General features: G+C 23.1%; 15 protein-coding genes. 1 reads left to right on the forward strand and 14 read right to left on the reverse strand.

Features of this window, described 5'->3' with window-relative positions; all coding sequences use genetic code 4:
* Positions 1-29: 29 nt before the first annotated feature.
* The 6 genes from SGLAD_RS02725 to SGLAD_RS02750 form a co-directional block, all read right to left on the reverse strand.
* Positions 30-2,675 (reverse strand): valine--tRNA ligase, encoded by a 2,646-nt coding sequence (locus SGLAD_RS02725; protein ID WP_134297512.1) that lies wholly within the window; start codon positions 2,673-2,675, stop codon positions 30-32.
* A 228-nt stretch (positions 2,676-2,903) separates the two neighbouring features.
* Complete coding sequence (locus tag SGLAD_RS02730; RefSeq protein WP_134297513.1) at positions 2,904-3,317, reverse strand: hypothetical protein; 414 nt, start codon at positions 3,315-3,317, stop codon at positions 2,904-2,906.
* Between the two features lie 77 nt (positions 3,318-3,394).
* Positions 3,395-4,210, reverse strand: a complete 816-nt coding sequence (locus SGLAD_RS02735; RefSeq protein WP_166739167.1) for a hypothetical protein — start codon at positions 4,208-4,210, stop codon at positions 3,395-3,397.
* A gap of 27 nt (positions 4,211-4,237) precedes the next feature.
* Positions 4,238-5,101: a hypothetical protein gene (locus SGLAD_RS02740; protein WP_134297515.1), complete on the reverse strand. Its 864-nt coding sequence runs from the start codon at positions 5,099-5,101 to the stop codon at positions 4,238-4,240.
* Between the two features lie 61 nt (positions 5,102-5,162).
* Complete coding sequence (locus SGLAD_RS02745) at positions 5,163-5,519, reverse strand: hypothetical protein (protein ID WP_134297516.1); 357 nt, start codon at positions 5,517-5,519, stop codon at positions 5,163-5,165.
* Between the two features lie 141 nt (positions 5,520-5,660).
* A complete protein-coding gene (locus SGLAD_RS02750; RefSeq protein WP_134297517.1) occupies positions 5,661-8,609 on the reverse strand; it encodes a cation-translocating P-type ATPase in 2,949 nt (982 codons plus the stop codon).
* Between the two features lie 96 nt (positions 8,610-8,705).
* Here SGLAD_RS02750 and SGLAD_RS02755 point away from each other — a divergent pair, with 96 nt between their 5' ends.
* Positions 8,706-9,104, forward strand: a complete 399-nt coding sequence (locus SGLAD_RS02755) for a hypothetical protein (RefSeq protein ID WP_134297518.1) — start codon at positions 8,706-8,708, stop codon at positions 9,102-9,104.
* Between the two features lie 45 nt (positions 9,105-9,149).
* Here SGLAD_RS02755 and SGLAD_RS02760 read toward each other — a convergent pair whose 3' ends face one another.
* The 8 genes from SGLAD_RS02760 to SGLAD_RS02795 form a co-directional block, all read right to left on the reverse strand.
* Positions 9,150-9,971 carry an aldo/keto reductase gene (locus SGLAD_RS02760; protein ID WP_134297519.1) on the reverse strand — a complete coding sequence of 274 codons (822 nt, stop codon included), beginning with the start codon at positions 9,969-9,971 and terminating at the stop codon, positions 9,150-9,152.
* Between the two features lie 57 nt (positions 9,972-10,028).
* A complete protein-coding gene (locus SGLAD_RS02765) occupies positions 10,029-10,886 on the reverse strand; it encodes an HAD-IIB family hydrolase (protein ID WP_134297520.1) in 858 nt (285 codons plus the stop codon).
* A gap of 98 nt (positions 10,887-10,984) precedes the next feature.
* Positions 10,985-11,572 carry a ribosome biogenesis GTP-binding protein YihA/YsxC gene (gene yihA / locus SGLAD_RS02770; RefSeq protein ID WP_134297521.1) on the reverse strand — a complete coding sequence of 196 codons (588 nt, stop codon included), beginning with the start codon at positions 11,570-11,572 and terminating at the stop codon, positions 10,985-10,987.
* Complete coding sequence (locus SGLAD_RS02775) at positions 11,566-11,904, reverse strand: hypothetical protein (protein ID WP_134297522.1); 339 nt, start codon at positions 11,902-11,904, stop codon at positions 11,566-11,568. Before SGLAD_RS02775 ends, yihA begins: the two co-directional genes overlap by 7 nt.
* A 109-nt stretch (positions 11,905-12,013) precedes the next feature.
* Entirely contained in the window at positions 12,014-12,541 is a 528-nt protein-coding gene (locus SGLAD_RS02780; RefSeq protein WP_134297523.1) for a hypothetical protein, read from the reverse strand.
* Positions 12,534-13,097: a hypothetical protein gene (locus tag SGLAD_RS02785; RefSeq protein WP_134297524.1), complete on the reverse strand. Its 564-nt coding sequence runs from the start codon at positions 13,095-13,097 to the stop codon at positions 12,534-12,536. Before SGLAD_RS02785 ends, SGLAD_RS02780 begins: the two co-directional genes overlap by 8 nt.
* A gap of 84 nt (positions 13,098-13,181) precedes the next feature.
* Entirely contained in the window at positions 13,182-16,325 is a 3,144-nt protein-coding gene (locus tag SGLAD_RS02790; RefSeq protein ID WP_134297525.1) for a hypothetical protein, read from the reverse strand.
* 27 nt (positions 16,326-16,352) lie between these two features.
* Positions 16,353-19,445, reverse strand: coding sequence for a hypothetical protein (locus tag SGLAD_RS02795; RefSeq protein WP_134297526.1), 3,093 nt, complete (start codon positions 19,443-19,445; stop codon positions 16,353-16,355).
* Positions 19,446-19,566 lie beyond the last annotated feature (121 nt).

The following is a 19,566-nucleotide window of genomic DNA, read 5'->3' on the forward strand; positions in this document are numbered from 1 at the left end:
ATTTTTTCCTCTTATAATAATTATACATATTATTTATTTTTAAGTTCTTTAATTTTTTCAATTATTAAATCATATTGATATTGATAATCTTTTGCTTTATCTTTTTCTGATTGAATTTTAACCTCATTAGCTTTTTCTAAAAAGTTTTTATTGTTTAATAAATTTTTTGATCTTTTAATTTCATTTTCTAAAACTATTTTTCTTTCTTCAAGTTTTAAAATTTGTTTTTCTTGATCGATAAAATCACTGTTCTCAATTTCTAAAAAACAGTCTCCTACAGGAATTGAAGTGAATTTAGTATTTAATGTTTTTTTTGCAACACTTGAATTAGTTAAAGTTTGTAAATATTTGTTCATAACTTCAATTAAATCTTGACCTAAACTTGTGAATTTAGAATTTGTATCATTTAAATTAAAGCTAATATGATTAATATTTTTTATTTCATGTAATACTCTAAACTCTCTAATTTTATTAATAGATTCAATAACTATTTCTTCAAATCCTATGATTTCAAAATCATAGGAATCATTTTCAAAAACTTCATCTAAAATTGATTTTTTTAAATCTAAGTTTTGATATATTTCTTCAGATATAAATGGCATTAATGGATGTAACATCATTAAAATTTCTTTTAAAACATACCCTAATACCGCTTTTGTAACTTCTTTGTTTTGGAAATCTTGGCTATTTAATTCAGCTTTAGAAAGTTCTAAATATCAACTACAATAATCTTCTCAAATAAAGTTGTAAATTGTTTTTCCAGTTAAAGTGAATTCGTACTTATTAAATGATTCATAATAATTTTTTTTAGCTAAACTGAGTCTATTTAAAATTCATTTGTCTGCCACATTTTGATAAGATTTTGTTTTTTTAATCAAACTATTTAATGTTTCACTAGAAACAACTTCATCAATGTTTAACATTACAAATCTTGAAGCATTTCAAATTTTATTTACGAAGTTTCAACTTGCTCTAAGTTTTTCTTCACTATATCTTAAATCTTGTCCAGGAGAAGAATTTGTTAGTAAAAAGTAACGCATAGAATCTGCTCCAAACTCTTCAACAACTTGCATAGGATCAACTCCATTACCAAGTGATTTAGACATTTTTCTACCTTGTTCATCTCTAATCAAACCGTGTAATAAACAATCATTAAATGGTTTTTGTTTTGTAAACTCTAGAGAACTGAACACCATTCTTGCTACTCAAAAGAAAATAATATCATATCCAGTTATTAAAACATTAGTAGGAAAATATCTTTCAAATAATTTACTTGGATTTTGGTGATTTCATTCTAATGTTGCAAATGGTCATAACGCAGAAGAAAATCATGTATCTAATACATCTTCATCTTGAACTCAGTTTTCAATATCAACTGGAGGTTCGATTCCAACATACATTTGATCATTATTTTTGTTGTATCATGCAGGAATTTGATGTCCTCATCATAGTTGACGAGAAATTGTTCAATCATTAATGTTTTGCATTCATTTTTTTAAAACATCATCAAATCTTTTTGGATAAAAATTAATTTTTTGATCACTATTTTGAAAATCTAAAACTTGATTTGCTAATTTATCCATTTTTACAAATCATTGTTCTGATAAATATGGTTCGACAATGGCATTACTTCTTTCAGAATATCCAACTTGATGAACTATTTCTTCTTTTTTAATAAATAAATCTTGATTTTTTAATTTTTCAACTAATTTTTCTCTCGCTAAGAAACGATCTAAATTTTCAAATTCTAAAGCATTTTGATTCATTGTACCATCAATATTCATACAAATAACTTGATCTAGATTATATTTTTTCCCAATAATAAAGTCGTTTGGATCATGTGCTGGAGTACATTTCATAACACCAGTTCCAAATTCAATTTCTACATAATCATCTCCAATTATAGGAATAATTTGATTATTTACAGGATTTATTACATTTTTTCCAATATATTGTTTATAGCGTTCATCGTTAGGGTTAACAACAACACAAACATCTCCAAACATAGTTTCAGGTCTAGTTGTTGCAACTGTTAAATATTCTTTACTATTTTGTAAATAATATTTAAAAAAGTACATAGCTCCATTAGTATCTTTATAAATAACTTCAATATTCGAAATTGCAGTTTTTTGAATTGGATCTCAATTTACAATGCGTTTATCTTTGTATATAAGTTTTTTTTCATACATTGTTACAAAAACATGATTTACAAGTTTATTTAGTTCAGGAGAATATGTAAATTTTTCCAAACTATAATCTAGACTTAAACCAAGTTTTTCTCATTGTTGTCTAATTGTTGAAGCATATTCTTCTTTTCACTCTCAAACTTTATCAAGAAATGCTTTTCTTCCTAAATCAAAACGATTTACACCTTCTTCTTTTAATCTTTGCTCAACTTTTACTTGAGTTGCTATCCCTGCATGATCCATTCCAGGTAAAAATAAAGTATCATATCCTGATAATTTCTTAAATCTTATTAAAGTATCTTGCAAAGACCCATCTCAAGCATGTCCTAAATGAAGTTTACCAGTAACATTTGGTGGAGGAATAACTATTGAGTAAGGTGGTTTTTTTGAGTTACTATTGGCTTTAAAATAGTTGTTTTTAACTCAAAAATCATATTTGTTTTTTTCAACTACGATATGATTATATTTTTTTTCAATTTCTTTTTTCATTTTAATCCTTTCATAAAAAAAGTTCCTATTTATTATAAATAATAAATAGGAACGAAATTATTATTCGCGGTACCATCCTAATTAACCTTTTTTAAAAGGTTCTCTTAATTTAATATTAAGTTTTTTAAAATGTCTAACCTTCAAAATAAAACTTTATTAGTTCACACCACCCACTAACTCTCTGAAAATAGCTTTATTTTTACTCCTTACATTCTAAAATATTATACATTAATCATCGCAAATTAATAGAGGAATAAGCATAATTAGATAAACAATTCCAACAATTCCTAACAAAATAGTAATAAGGATTGTTGCAACATCAATTCAAATTGTATTAAAATCGATTATGAAAAAATAAACCGATACTAATCATGTAAACAAAATTATAATTGAAATTATTGCTTCTACTATGCAATAAACAATTCCATAAGTTAATGTTCTAGTTGTATTTTTAATTGATTGTTCGATTAAAATATAAAATGCACCAGCTATAAGAATTAAAATAAAAATTAAATGAAATCAAGTAAATAATTTATATATTTCCATATGGTTAAAATACTTTAACAACGTTAGTGTAACCCCGACGATTAAACAAACACTATAGCAAATTAACAATACTCCAATTTTTATTTTACTAAGCATTTTATTCTCCTTTAATTAATATTTTTATTATAATACTTAAAATTATATATAAAGTTAATTATACACACTTGTAAAGTTTAAATAACTACAAGTGGAGGTTCACTAGCTTTTTTAAAAGAAACAATTAATTGTGAGTTTTTGTAATTTGCAACATTTAAATTTTCTTCATTTTTAATATTTAAATAATGTTTTAATTTAATTTCTTCTAAAATTTGATTAATAACAAAATATTTGTTTTTAGACATAACATTTTCATAAATTAAAGTATTTTGTTTTAGTGATTTTAGTATTTTTTTTATTACAATATTATCTTTTTTTGCTAATGTTGATTCATAAAAAAAGATAATAATTGTAATTATTACAATACAAACAAAAGTGAATCCTGACATTGATAATAAAGTAACATAATAATCATTTCACAAAATATTTCTTAAGTAATAATAGATATATTCAAAAATATTTTTACTAACAAATTCTCCGATACGACCCCAATGATCTAGTTTGTGAAATAAAATATATTTAAAATCAAGTTCTTCATTAAAAAAAGTTAAAAAGTTAAAAATGTGATAAGAAATTATAATAACAAATGGGATTAATATTAAATTCATTTTTATTATTGTATAAAATAATTCTTTTTTTAAAAAAGTTTTATATTCTATTTTTTTTAAAAATTTTATCGAAAAATATTTTAATAAAAAAATATAAAATATTGAAAAATATATCAACAGATATATATCTAAAATGTTTTTCAATAAAATCGAAAAGTAAAATTGATTTCTTGAAGATACATGTATTTCGAATATGGAAGTTGAAAGGTATAAAAAAGAAAATAACAAAACCGTATATGCAGGCTTTGTTATTTTTTTAAAAACTTTTTTAACTATTCCTTTCATAAAATCACTTCCTATTTATCTAATTGTTTAAATTGCATAAAAATCTAAGAATATATGATCATAAATTCTTTCAATTCAATACAATTTTTTTGAAGCAGTTCTTGAGAATTTATTTTTAAATCTTTCTCTTAATAATTCATAATAAACTTTTCAAATTTCTTTATAACGCTCTAATATTTTTTGGTTAATTTCTTGGACATCTTTTGCTTCTTTTGAATTTAAATCATCAAAACTTAAAGTGACAAATACTCCATTTTTAGAAACTAAATCTACATTTTTACAATTTAAATTTAGTTGACGTTCAGATCATTCGATATTTTCAAATAAACTTTCATTTGAATAGTATTGATCTTTTACTAATTTTGTATAATTATTTTCAATTCCTTTTTTATCACTAATAATTGTGTTAAAAGTGTTAATAAATGATGGAATTAATAATAAATTTAAACATATTGTGATAGTTGCATTTAAGATATTTTTTGAATTAACTAAGTTTTGAGTTTCATACATACAAATAATTGCAACTGCAATTATTGAAAAAATTCTTAAAGAAATATATCAAAGTGGTGCATAATCAACATTTCTATAAATTTTAACTTTATTTTTATCAACTTTTAAATTATAGTTAAATACTCTTATATATTTAAAATATGTGTTTAACCCAAATCAATTAACAATTATAAATTTTAATAGTAAATAAGAAGTTAAAGCTAAAACAGTAATATTATCTCAACTAGGTTCTCTATTGCCTTTGATAATACTATATAAAAATAATGATAAAGTAATTAAAAATAAAAATTGATCTACAACAAAATAAGCAAATTTTAAAGGTTTAAATACTAAAATTTTACTTAAAAATTTTTGTTGGTTTTTAATTAGATTTAATTTCATAACTCCTCCTTAAAAAAGTAATTTAAAATAAATTTTATTTAAAGAGATTAACACATAAATTTTATTTTTTATTTTTTGCATTTTCTTCTTTAATTTTATTATCTATGCTCTTATCTATGTTTAAAGATACTTTAAAATAAAATAATCCAAAATCCAATGCTTTTTTTACTTTTAATCTTTCAATATCATCAATTTTACGATTTTTTATCAAAAAAATTGATCCACAAAGTACTGCAACAAACAACATAATACTAAGAACTAATAAAAGTGCAATAATACCAGTAGTTCAACTCCTAATGTGTCTAATATCAATAGCGAATAATACAGATGTTGCAATAATTGAAATTACAAATAATATAATTGAAACGATTAAGATTTTTAATACTGATTGTTTATATTTTGTTACTTTGATTTCCATGTGTAATCATCCTTTTACATCTAATTATACCTTAATAATATAGATTTAATGTTTATTAAGTATCATTACAATACTTATATATTAACTATACCAAAAAAAAATAGAAAATAAAACTCGCAATTATATAATGAGCGAGTTTTATTATACTTGACCTCTTTTAGAATTTGATTTTAACTTAGCTTTTTTTTGGGCTTCAACAAGTTTATCATTTTCAATGAATGATTTTACTATTTTTTGATTTCTTCTTCTTGGGTCTGGAAAATAATGATAACTTACAAATACAACTCCATCAGTAACTAAGATTCCAATACTTGGTAATAATACAAATCCAAAAATAACTGGAAGCATATATCAATGATCAAAATATTCTTGAGTATTTAATAAGTTTAAAATATTATTGTTTATTCCTGGTACGAACAACGCAATTGCATTTAGACCCGCTGCAATTAATGAAGAATATATCAACGGTCTGTTTTGTACAAAATTAATTTTTTTACTTGTTTTTCATTGACTTAATTTGATTAAGTTAGCAAAGAAACAAGGTGAACAAGTAATAACCATAAAGATTGAAGTTCTACCATAATCTCCAATTTCTAATTTAACAAGCATTGGAATTTCGTTATGATATCTAAAAATTTGAAATCACCCTTCTTTTGCTAAGCTAGCTGTATCAACACTTGAAAAACTATTTGCATAATTTGGATCATTTTTAAAACTATCTAATATAGTTTTAAGATGTTCTTCGTCAACAAAAGACATTCCAAAATAAAATCCAGCAATAGAAACAAGTGTTAAAAAGAAAATAATTTTAAACATTGAGAATCATAATCCTCTAAATAATGAGTTTTTTCCTTTTATTGGTTTAACCTTCATTAGAGATGAGTCGTTTTTCCCCATTCCTATTGCAATAGCAATACATGATTCAACAATTAAATTCATTCATAAAATGTTTGTTGCTTCTAATGGTGAAACTGTATTTATTGTTGACAATATAAATATTGATAAAACGTTTGCTAAGTTAACTCCTAAAATAAATGTTATTGCTCTCTTTATTTTTGCATAAACATTTCTTCCCTCGTCAACTCCTTTGATAATGGTTTCAAAGTTATCATCAATTAAAATAACATCAGCTGCTTGTTTTGCAACATCAGTCCCAGTAATTCCCATAGCAACACCAATATCTGCTTTGGCAAGAGAAGGAGCATCATTTACCCCATCTCCCGTCATACTTGCGATATTTTGGCGTTTTTGTAAAGCGTCAACAATTCTTACTTTATGTTCTGGATTAACTCTTGCAAAAACTCGAATTTGTTCAATAACATCATAAAGTTCATCATCACTCATTGTATTTAATTTTTCTGAGCTCATAACTTCAACTTCATCAGTTGCCAATCCTAAATCTCTTGCGATTGCTAAAGCAGTAACTGCATGATCACCAGTTATCATAACAACTCTAATACCAGCAGATTTTGCTTGTTTTACTGCAGAAACAGCTGATTCTCTAACAGGGTCAATCATTCCAACTGCTCCTAATAATACAAGATCACTTTCATAACTCATACTATTTGTTGGGTCAACTACTTCTTTATAAGCAAAAGCTAAAACTCTTAATGCGTCTTTTGATAATTTTTTTGCAATATTTAATAAATCTTCTTTATCTTGATCGCTAATTTCTCTTGTAACATTATCAATCATAATATACTTACAACATTTAATTAATTGATCGATTGCTCCTTTTGTAAATACTAAATTTTTATTATTTATTGTATTTACTGTTGTCATCATTTTTCTTTCACTGTCAAATGGTAACTCATTAATCCTTTGAAAACTATCTCTTGCTTCTTGTTCGTCTAATCCTGTAACTTCAGCAAAGTCAACTAATGCAAGTTCGGTTGGATCTCCGATTCTTTCTTCACCTTCTGTAACTGAATCGTTACATAATACTAAAGCTTTTAAAAATAAATCAAGATGTTCATCTTTTTTTTGACTTACATATTTTTTAGAATCAATTATTTTATTATCCATTACTAACTTTGTAACGGTCATTTTATTTTGTGTTAAAGTTCCAGTTTTATCAGTACAAATTACATTCACACTTCCTAGAGTTTCAACAGCTTTTAATTTCTTTACAATAACATTTTCATTAGCCATTCTTCTAGCGCTTAAACTTAAAGTAATAGAAATAATTGCTGCTAAACATTCAGGAATAACTCCGATCGCCAAAGTGATTGCAACCATTAAATAATTTGATCACGCTTCTTTATCTCCTGAAAAGAATAAAGTTATAAAAATAATTATTCCTAATGAAAAACTTAAAAGTGCAATTATTAATGTAAATTGACTTAGTTTTTTTTCTAATGGAGTTGCTTCTTCGTCGTTATCATTAATTGAAGTTGCAATTTTTCCGATTTCAGTATCAACTCCAACTTTAATCACAACTCCAATTGCTCTTCCAGCCGTTGTAAAAGTTGACATAAATCCGATGTTTTTCATTTCTGCTAAAATGTTTGTGTTACTTACAACATCTGCAGTTTTTTCAACAGGTACAGATTCACCAGTTAAAATAGATTCATCAATCATTAAACCATTAGCTTCAATTATTCTTAATTCTGCTGGAATATATTTTCCAGCTTCTAAAACAATAATATCTCCAACAACCAAACTAGATGCATCAACTTCTTGTTGATTTCCATTTCTTATAACAATTGCTTTTGGTTTTGAAAGACTTTTTAAAGCATCCATAGATTTTCTTGCTTTTAAAGTTTGAATTGTTTCTAAAATCGCATCAATTATAACAATTAAAAAAATAACAATAAAATCAATAAAATCTTCAATTGATACTTTTCAAGTTGTTCCAATTAATGGAGCAATAACACTTATAACAGCTGCTATCATTAATATTATTTGAATAGGTTCAAATAAAGAATGTAAAAACACAAAAAATCAGTGTTTTACCTTTCCTTGTGGTAATTCATTTTTTCCAAATTTTTTCAAGTTTTCTTCAACTTGATCACTACTTAAACCTTCTTTAAAATTAGTATTTAATTTTGTTTCAATATCTTTTAAATTTTTCGAAAGATAATCTTCCACGACTTTTTAATTCCCCTTTTTATTAATAAAATTATATCAAATACAAAGTTAATAAACTATTAAATTAATATAAAATATAAAAAATAGGAGTTAATTATGTATAAAAATCAAATTGAATATGCTATTAATGCTTTTAAAAATCATATAACAATCATTTCAAAAGAAATTTTAGTCAAAAGCACAAGAATCAATTTAGAAAATAAGTTTAACATAATCACAAATAAGGCTTTAATTGCTTATTGAAAATCTGTTGAAATTTTTCAAGAAAATGAAGATATAAATGTTACTTTGATTGCTTCAAAAATAGCAAATGAAATTGAAAAAAGTAGTATGAAACATCAAATTGATAATTTCACAAGAAGTTATCAATATGCTGGAGTTGGACTTGATATGGATGAAATATGTGAATCTGAAATAATAAAAATGCTTAATATCTTTTTAATATCAGAAAATATTGATTTAAAAATATTAAATTTTATATTAGATAATTTATAAAATCAAAAAAAACAATTTTTATTTGTGTTTTTTAATCTTAAATATTTAAAAGTCAAAATTTGCTGGATCAGGACCATCTCTTTGTTCGACAATAGTTGCTAATAATTCTAAATCTTGTGTTGTTAAGTCAAAATCATCAATATTTGCATTTTCAATAACACGTTTTTGACTAGAAGATTTTGGAATAATGACAAAGTTATTTTTTTGTGCCCATTTTAAACATACTTGAGCTTCAGATTTTTGATATTTTTTTGCAAGTTCTTTAATTTGATCAATTTCAAAACATTTTCCTCTGATTAGAGTTCCTCAAGACTCAACAACTATATCATTTGCATTACAATAATTTACTAATTTTTTACAAGTTAATGCTGGATGTAATTCAAATTGATTAATAACAGGTTTAATTTTTGCAACTTTTAGTAATTCTTCTAAATGTTCAATTAAAAAATTACTTACTCCAATTGATTTTACTTTTCCTTCTTGGACAGCTTCTTCAAGTGCTTTTCAACATTCTAAACGTTTTGGTGTTGGTCAATGAACTAAAATTAAATCAATATATTCAACATCTAATTCTTTCAAAATTAAATCTATTTCTTGTTTTGATTCATTATAACCATGAGAATCATTTCAAATTTTTGAAGTTATAAAAATGTCCTCTCTTCTTACCCCACTACTCTTAATCGCTTCCCCTACTAGCTTTTGATTCTTATAAATAACAGCAGTATCGATGTGACGATAACCTGTTTTTAAAGCAGCATGAATTGATTCAACAATTTCTTCTTTATTAGTTAATTTATAAGTTCCTAGACCCATTTGTGGAATGCTTAATCCATTATTAAATTTTATATCTTTTTTTAAAATACTCATTTTTTCCTCCTATTTATTATTTAAATAAATTTATTAAATATTTTATATTTATAGGTTTTATACAAATTCTGTTAACAGTTCATGTAGTTTTTTACCAACTCCATCTTCATTAATTGGTAAAATAACTTCTTTTGCTAATTTTTTAATACCTTCAATAGCATTACCAACTGCATAAGTATTTTTAAAGTTTTTAAACATCGGATAATCATTGAATTCATCACCAAAAACAAATAAATCATCTTCATTAAGATTTAAATGTTTTGCTAAAGCTTTTAGCCCTCAATCTTTGCCTGCTCCTTTTTTATAAATTTCAAGAGTAGTTCTACCTTCATAGTCAAATCTTAAAATTTCTACTTCAAAAGGTTTTAAAACTTCATAAGCCTTATTAACTTCATCTTCAGTTATACAACTAACATTTAATGAAGTGAATGTATTTTTAACATTCTTTTTAATTGCTTTGTAAAGATCATCAGTTGTTTTATAAAAATGTGCAAAATCATCTAAGTGATTTACAAAGTTAAACTTTTCTTGATGATCTTTATCTGCGAAGTGAATTGTTTCTAGAGCAAAGATTTCAAAATCATTTAATAAATAAAAATTTAATTTGTTATTATACAGCTCATCTAAAATTTGGTTACCTTGTTGATTTGAAAAATGATGTTGATCAATATATTTATGATTAATTGGATCAATTAAACTAGTACCATTTGTAGTAATAATCGGTAACGTTATTTTTAAATCAACTGCATGTTGAACTGCTGAAAAATAATTTCTACCTGTAACTATTGTAAAAGCGTTATTTGTTTTTAACATAAACTCACTTATTAGTTTTTTATTAGATTCAGCAATAATATTACCTTCTTTAACAATGGTTCCATCTAAATCTGAAGCTGCTACTTTTTTATATCTATTCATATTTTCATCCTCTAGTTATATTTTAACTCTTAATAGTGATTTATTTTAATTGTTTTAGTAAATAAGTAAAAAAAGACAATTAAACAATAGCATTTTCATTAATTTAAAACTACTTTTTCGATTAAATTATAAGCATCGTTTAGATTATTTTTATCAGTAGATGAAATAGATATAAACATATCTTTTTCATCTAATTGAAGTTCATTTTTAACCAATTTTTCATTTTTAATAATGTCATTTCGTTTACATTTGTCTTTTTTTGTTGCTACTATTAAAACCCTAATATTATTTTTTTTAAAAAAGCTATATAAATTTTTATCATCAATTGTTGGCTTATGTCTTAAATCAACTAATTGACATACCCCTTTTAAATTTTTTCGATTAACCAAATAATCTTCCATCATTTCACCAAACGCTTCTTTTTGAGCAAAACTTACTCTTGCATATCCATAACCTGGTGCATCAACAATTCTAAAAGTTGAATTATTAATATCAAAAAAATTTAATAATCTAGTTTTACCTGGTGTTGAACTTGTTTTTGCAAGTTTATTTTGATTGCATAAAGCATTTATAAAAGTAGATTTTCCAACATTACTTCTTCCAACAAAACAAATCTCAGGAATATTATCATTAATTCAATCTTTTTTAGCTGCTCCTGATTTAATAAATACTGCTTGTTTTACCATTTAGGTCCTTTTTTTTGAATTTTATTAATTGGTTTCATAATTTTGTTTAATTCTTTTTCAAAAATTTTAACTTCTTCTGTTTTTGTATTTGGTTCAAGTAAAACTACTTCATAATAATATTTATTTAAATGATCTACAAATAATTGTTGGTTTTCAACTTCAGCCTCTAATATTGGGTTTTTTACATCATCTGTCAATAATTTAGATTTTAAAGATTCTAAAAGAGATTCTTCCATTTCAAGATAAGAAAAAAAGTCTTCTTTTTTTATTCTTTTTAGGTTTCTTTTAGAAAATAATTTTTTTTCTTCTTTATTCAAGAATTTTTCTAACATAAAAAACACGCTCCTTATTAGTATGTCTTCTCTATTATAAGTTAATTTAGTTAAAATAACAAATTAGTCGTTATAAAAACCCCTTATTTTAAGGGGTTTAAAGAAAAATTTATTTTTCGTCAAAAAAATCTTTTAATTTTCAAGAATATTTCAATTGATATGCTTCTCTAAAATTATTATTATTATAACTGATGATTAAATAACTTCTTTTTAGGTTATTAGTGATTGTAACAATATTTTCTTTACTAATAACTACATTATCTAAAAAATAATAGCAGTTATTCGCTTCAACTATATACATTGTTTTATATAATTTTGTACCTATTAAGATTATTGCTAAAACATAAATAACATATATTAAGTAGCTTGCTTGAAATCCATAAAAATAGCTATCAGGTATATTATTACTATCTAAACTTGCTATGTATGTAATTAATCCAACTAATAATCCTAATAAAACTGGAGTAATTAAATAAGAAAGAATATAAAAAGTAATTAATAATTGCTTATTTTTAAAAAATCTTGTTTTTTCAATTTTTTTCAATTTATTTATTTTTATTAAAACAAATATTAGACTTCCTATGTAAAAAAAACTTACAAGACATATAAATATTATACCTACCATTAATTTACTCATTATTTCTCTCCTTTATTAATGTTTGATAACTTAATACTAAATCAAAATCATGACAATCTATTAAATATCTTTTATTTTTTATAATTAATTCTATTCCTGTTTTTCATGAATCAATAAAAAAAGTATAACAAACTATTGATTCAATTTCTTTTATATCAACTTTTAAAAAATTTTCGCTAAATTCAATTACTAAATTTTTATTAGTTAAATAAATATTTACTAAATCTTTTTTTAATTTATTTGTAAGAAAATAGTTTTTATAATCATTTATCTTTATTTTATCTTGATTATCTTTAATCTTATTTTTTTTAAAAAAAATACTTACTAATTTTTTATTATAGAAACATTTTTGATCTTTAGGTAATTCATAATCAATATCAATTTCTTTTAAAGTGAATATTTTTTGTGCTTCTTCAAATTCTTTTAAATATTTATCATTTATTACTTTAAAGCCTTTTATTCTTTTTGAATAAAAGTATGCTAATAAACCTGTTGTAAGCAAAGCTAGTAATCAAATACTTATAAATATTGTTAACAATAAATCTCTATTTTGCATTTGTAAACCTTAATCTCTAATTATTTTACACTTTAACTTAATAAATTTATAGTTAAAAAAAACTAAAAGTTTATACTTTTAGTTTTACTTCTTATTAATTTTCTTTTTTAGTTCTTTTATTCTTTCAATATGATTTTTTTGGTTATTAGTTTTAGCAATTGTTTTTTTAGATTTTGAATTTAATCCTTGCTCTTTATGTGTTCTCCATCAATTTGTTGATGGAGAATTATCTTCAAGACCTGAATAGCTATTTCCAAAATATTTTTTTTGATATACTGGGCTATTTATTTTTTTAAGGTTTTGTTCTAATTCTTTTTCAAAAACTCCACTTCTTAAAAATCCATTTTCATTTTTAAGTTTTCGTTTTTTAGGCAAAATTACATGTGCAACATAATTAGAACTTGCATTAATTCTTTTTCTTTTATTAAATGATCTTTTTTTAACTCATATAATTCAAAATACAATAATAATTAAAACTAATATTAATAAGATTAATAAAGTAGATAATAAAATAATTAATCATAAAGGGAAAACAAATGGAGGTTTAATTTCTACAACAAAACTTTTTGTTTTAATTTCATTTTTTAAGTTTTTTCCTTCTACAGTAACTGTAAATTTAGAATTATTTTTTTCATATTCATTTGCTTTTATAACAACTTGTTTATTTTCTATTGATGTATTAATTTTATTATTATAGTCATTTGAAATAATTTTTAAATCTTTAAAAACATCGTAATTTTCTACATCAATTTTTACTAACTCATTTTTTTTCATATTAATATTTGAAAAGTCAAAATTCCCAAAATCTAAATCCTCTTTATAAACATTAAAGTTTAGTGTAAGTGAATCTTTAGAATTATCTGCACTTAAACTTATTGATGCTTTTCCTGAATTTTTAGAACTTACTTTAACAATATCATTATTTAAGTTAGCTTTTATTATTGAATCGTTGCTTATAGTTTCTATTTTTAAATTATCTAGTTCTTTAAAATTAGTTATTTTAAATTCTCCTTCAAAATTATTTTCTATCATTTTTAAAGGATCAAAATTATTTAATCAACTACCTTGAATAGTTATTTTTTCTTTTGAAAAATTAGTGTAAGTTAAATCAAAAGTTTCACTATTCAATAACATATTTTTTTGACTAATTTTTATAGTAGCTTTTGCAGAATTGTTTAACTCATTTCAAACTAAATCATTTGATATTTCAATATTAATATTATCTAAACTACTTGAAGTGTTTTTTATAATTCATTTTAATAAATTTTCTTTTGAATCATTGTAAGAAACTTCTTTATTAACATTTGTTTTAGATTTAATTTCATTTGTGATTGATGCTAAATCTTGTTTTTTGATTATGTTTGTAAATTTAATATTAACATTTGCATTTAAAGGATTAAGTAAAGAACTATTTACATTGTTACTTGATTTTACTGGTAATTGCATTGAATTATCATTTAACTTTGATAAATCAAAGCTAGTAATGTTTTCTTCATCTAATATGATATTTTTATCAATTTGTTTAATTAATTCACTAATATTATCAATTAATTCTTTATATTCTTTTGTATTATTTTTATAGTCAATTGCAAAAACTTCTTTTGTATAATCTATAGTTTCATTTTTAATTCACTCTAAATCTTTATAGTTATAAACTTTTATTTTTGGTGTTCCTAAAATAAAAGTTGTCCCTTCAATTTTTAAATCAAAGAATTTTTGTTTAAATCAATTATTTTTTTCTGAAGTTGTTTTTAATTCATCATTTACTAATCAATTTTTTATTGAAAATAACTTGTAAATATCTTCAAAATAAAGTTTTGAAAAATTTTCAACTTGATTTTTTTCTTTAACTTGATAAATAAGTTGTTTAAAAATTATTTCATAAGCTGATTTAAAAAACTCATCAATTTTAGGATTATTAAAATCAAGATCATGTAAATCAAACTTAAAATCTTGCATTCAAGATATATCAATAACTTTTCTTAATACTTTAATAGAACCTTTATTATAATCAAAACTATAAATGTTAGAATCATTTTCATCAATTCCAGTATTTCCAGCTTGTGATAAAAAAGTACTATTTGAAAGTTTTGTTATTTGATAACTACTACTATCATTTAAATTAATTAGTTCATTTTCTTTAGTTGCTTCAATTTTTATTAAACCACTATCTGTTGAATAATATTGTTTATATTTTTGATTTGAAAAAACCTCTCCAAATGATCTAATTGTTCCATATTTAAATGAGTTATTTAAAGAGGTAATTTCTTCTGATTTTAATGAGTTAAATTCAACCTCATTTTCAACCAAACTTTTTAGATTCTCATAATCTAATTTGTAAAATTTATCTTTGTAAACTACTATTATATTTTTATCATATGAGATCAAATTAATATTAGCATCTTTTTCAGACGGTTTAATAGCTATAGTTCTAGAACCATTTAATACATGAACAGCGTTTTCTGTATTTCTTTTAAATACGAATAAACTTGTACTACTATTTGAACCATCTTTTATAATGTTATTAAAAACATTAACAGCTCCTAAGTCAGATAATGAAGAGTTTGCAATTGTTATTGTTTCAACATCTTTTTGCTTATCAGCAATACCTTCATCGTTTATGTTAAATATCGAAACCGATCTGTTAGTTATACAAAAAAACTTTTTTAAAATACTATTAAAATAAAACTGTCTTATATTTGTGATAGCATTATGTTTAAATTGTGTATTTTTTATAAAATCAATACTATCATCATCTAAATTTAATTCTTTAATATCAGAATTAATAAATTTTTTAACATCTAGACTATAAATATTGATTAAGTTGCTTGAAACTTTAGAATAGACAATAAGTTTATCATAATATAAATAAAATAAATCTAATTTATAGTTTAATGATTTAATTCTTTTATAATTAGATAAACCTTCACTAGTATTTTTTGAATCATATAATTTTATATTTTCTTTAGTTTTATCACCGATAAAATAATAACTTTTATTTAATTTAGTATCATCATTAATTAAATTTTCTGTTGATGTGTAAGGTACAAAAAATGTTTTCTCCCCTTCAACTTCTTCTTTTAAATATCCTTCACCATATTCTTCAGAATTACTTAATTTCTTACTAAGAAAATAATCATCATTAAACTTATTTTGAATGTTTAACGAACAATAAATAAGAGGTATAAAAAGAAATGTTAAAAGAAATAATATTTTTGATTTTTTCATTTTCTCCTCCTCTTAAAATTATTTTAATTATTCTTTATTATTTCTTTTTTTAAGAACAATTCAAATTGTAGTTGATAATATTAATATTATTGAGATACTTAAAACTGATATTGTGGGAATAATTCATTTTGGTAATGTTTCTGCACCTGATAATCCTAAAATTCTAACTTTTACTAATCGATAGTTTCCTTCTTTTAAAATTTCATTGTTTGCATTGTGAACAGGGTTGTTAAATGCACGATCATATAAATAAACTTCAATTGTTGTGTCATTTGCTTTTAATTTATTTTTTATTTGCTCTTCTTTTACTGCAAAACCAAATCCAGGAGCAAACTTATTACTACTATTTAATATATATTCAATATTATAAGTTGATGCATCTGTTGAAAAACCAACTCCATTAAATTGGTTATTTTGAACAGCTTTAACAATTTTATTTAAATCTAATTGACCTTTTTTATCAGAACTATCTCTATAATCATTTCTGTTCAAAAATGGGTTTTGCTCATAATTTACTATAATTGTTGGTAATTTTATAAATAATTTATTATTTCAATTAACTAAATATTTATTTTTATCTTCAACTGAACCATCTCCTATTTTTAAATAACTTGTTAAAGAATCTCGTTGACCAACTTTTATGTAGATACTGTTTAATTTAGAAGTATAAGTATTTGTAGATTCATCAAAAGTTGTACTGTTTTTATCATTAAAACCTCAACCTTTATTTGCAGGATAATTGGTTTGCCCGCCTACTCAATCATTAATTTCTCAATATTGCATTTGTTGTTGCATTAAACCTTTTAATGAATTATCATTTATGATTTCTGAATTTATTTTATATTCTATTTCATTGTAAATATGACCAACTATGTCATTTATTGTTTTGTATGTATCAAGCACATTGTTGCTATATTTTTCTTCGAAGTATTTAGCAACATTTATCAAATCATAAGAAGATACATAATTTACATGAACTTTTTGTTCTTTAGTATTTTTAAATTTAGAAAACCAAGTTTGTGCTCCATTAACTTCAACAATACCTTCATTATCTAATAATCCATATTTATTATTTGGAAATAATATTTCAGAATTTGTATCATCAACATTTAAGAAATAATCATATTTATTTAACTCAGCATTTTTTTCATTATTATAATCAGCTTCAGAACTAAATTCTTCTCTTTTTAAACTATTAGCTTTGATCTCTGCTTGAGATTTTGTAATCGAATCAGAAAATAGTCTACCAAAATCTAAATCATTTTGTTCTGGTAAGTTTTTATAATTGTTTGCAATTTCTTGTGTTAGCAAATTTAATTTTTCAGATTTTGATAGTTTATTTTGATCTCCACTCAATTTAAAATTAATTACTTCAGGCGCTTGTTTTATTTTGGAAATATCATATTTTTTATACAATTTAGAAAATGAGTAGTTCGCAAAAGATTTTGAACTGTTTTCAGGCGCTTGATTTTCTTTATAAATTGTATTTTTACTAGAACACTTTCTTGTTAGAAAAATTAGTTCTCCATTTGTATAATTCAAAGTGTTAGGGACAATTTCAAATTGTAAATTGTATTCTTCATTATTTGTAGTAGTTGAAGTTCTAAGTAAAATATTTCTATCCACATGTCCTGTACTTTTTCCAAATTTAATTGGATTTTCATATCTATATGAATAAACTCCTAAGTTTGTGGTTCAACTTATTACATAATCTTTATTCAAGTCATCGTAATAAGAAATTATTCTACTTGTTTTTTGATATTCTACAGCCTCACAACCGTAAATATTAAACTCAAGTTCTTTTTTATTTCTAGCTCTAGTTCTTGTTATTATGTTTGCCTTTGCGTATTGTACATCTGCTTTTTTTAATTCATTAACATCAATATAAAATAAACTTCCAAAATAATCTTCATTAACTCCGATAGAAGTTGTTGATACTAAAATATAATCTTGATTATCTGAATTGTTTTCTAATTTTTTATAATTATGTTGCGTAACAGATATATTGCCAACAAATTCATTTTCATCTAAATTAGTTAAATATTTACGAGTCTGAAAATTATCACTTGAATTTAACATCACATATCCAGAATCAGATAAAAAAGCTAGCACCAAAAAATCATTAACTTGTATAAAAGCTGCTTGATGTATTCTTCCAACCGTAGGATTTGTGCTAACCAAACTATACTTTATATCCTGTTTATTATTTAAATTTATTTCTCCAAAGCTTTTTAATTCTTTTTCATCTAAATTAGTAAGTTTTGATAAATCAGCTTTAATCACAACACTCTTTCGTGTTCCAACAGAATCAATAGTATACTCTATTGCAAAAAAAATCTCACATTTATTTTCCTTACTGATAGGAGAAAATATTGTTTTTATTTTTGGTTCTTCTTTAGTTTTGTCTGGTATTAAATCTTCTATAATGTCTTTTAAATTTAATTCAGTTAATTTATTAGTTTCTGAGTCAAATATAATATAATTTAAATTATTATTATCTCCATCATCATATTTTCATGGAGTATTATCACAACCCATACCAACTATATATCTACGATAAATATTATCTTTACTATCAAAAACACCAATGTTTGAACTAATAGTTGAAAAATTCGATCTATTTTCAATTACTCCAACTGAATAAAATTTATCTTTTGTACCTTCTACAAAATCAAAAACTTGTTTACCATCTTTATATGATACTTGATATAGACCTCTTGTTACTCTATCTGACATAAATAATTTTGTAACACCACTAGTGTCATTAGTATTTAAGCTAAAATTTGCTTCAAGTTTAATATCATTAACTTCTGGATTACTAGATTCAAGTTTATTATCTAAACTTGCACCATAATCATCGTTAATATAAAAACTATTTTTTATTAATGGTTTTCTACCTTTTCCATAACCATTTTCATTAGTACTTAAATCTTCATCATTCATTGACTCTTCATATAATTTTTCATTTGTTAAACTTGGATACTTTATTTCTTGATCTGAAACGTCATTAAAAGGAATATTACCTTCATCATTAATATTGTTTAAATTATTATAAATTAATTGACCAACACTTGGTGTCGATGCTGTTAAACTTGCTAATAACACTAAAAAAGTTTTCATATTCTCCTCCTATTTTGCATTATCTTATAAGTTATTTTTAAAATTAAAAAAACTCAAAAGATTGATATATCAGTTTAGTTTTTCAAATATTAAGTTGTTATTTATTAATAAAATTTAAAAA

Source organism: Spiroplasma gladiatoris, from assembly GCF_004379335.1.
GTDB lineage: Bacteria > Bacillota_I > Bacilli_A > Mycoplasmatales > Mycoplasmataceae > Spiroplasma_A > Spiroplasma_A gladiatoris.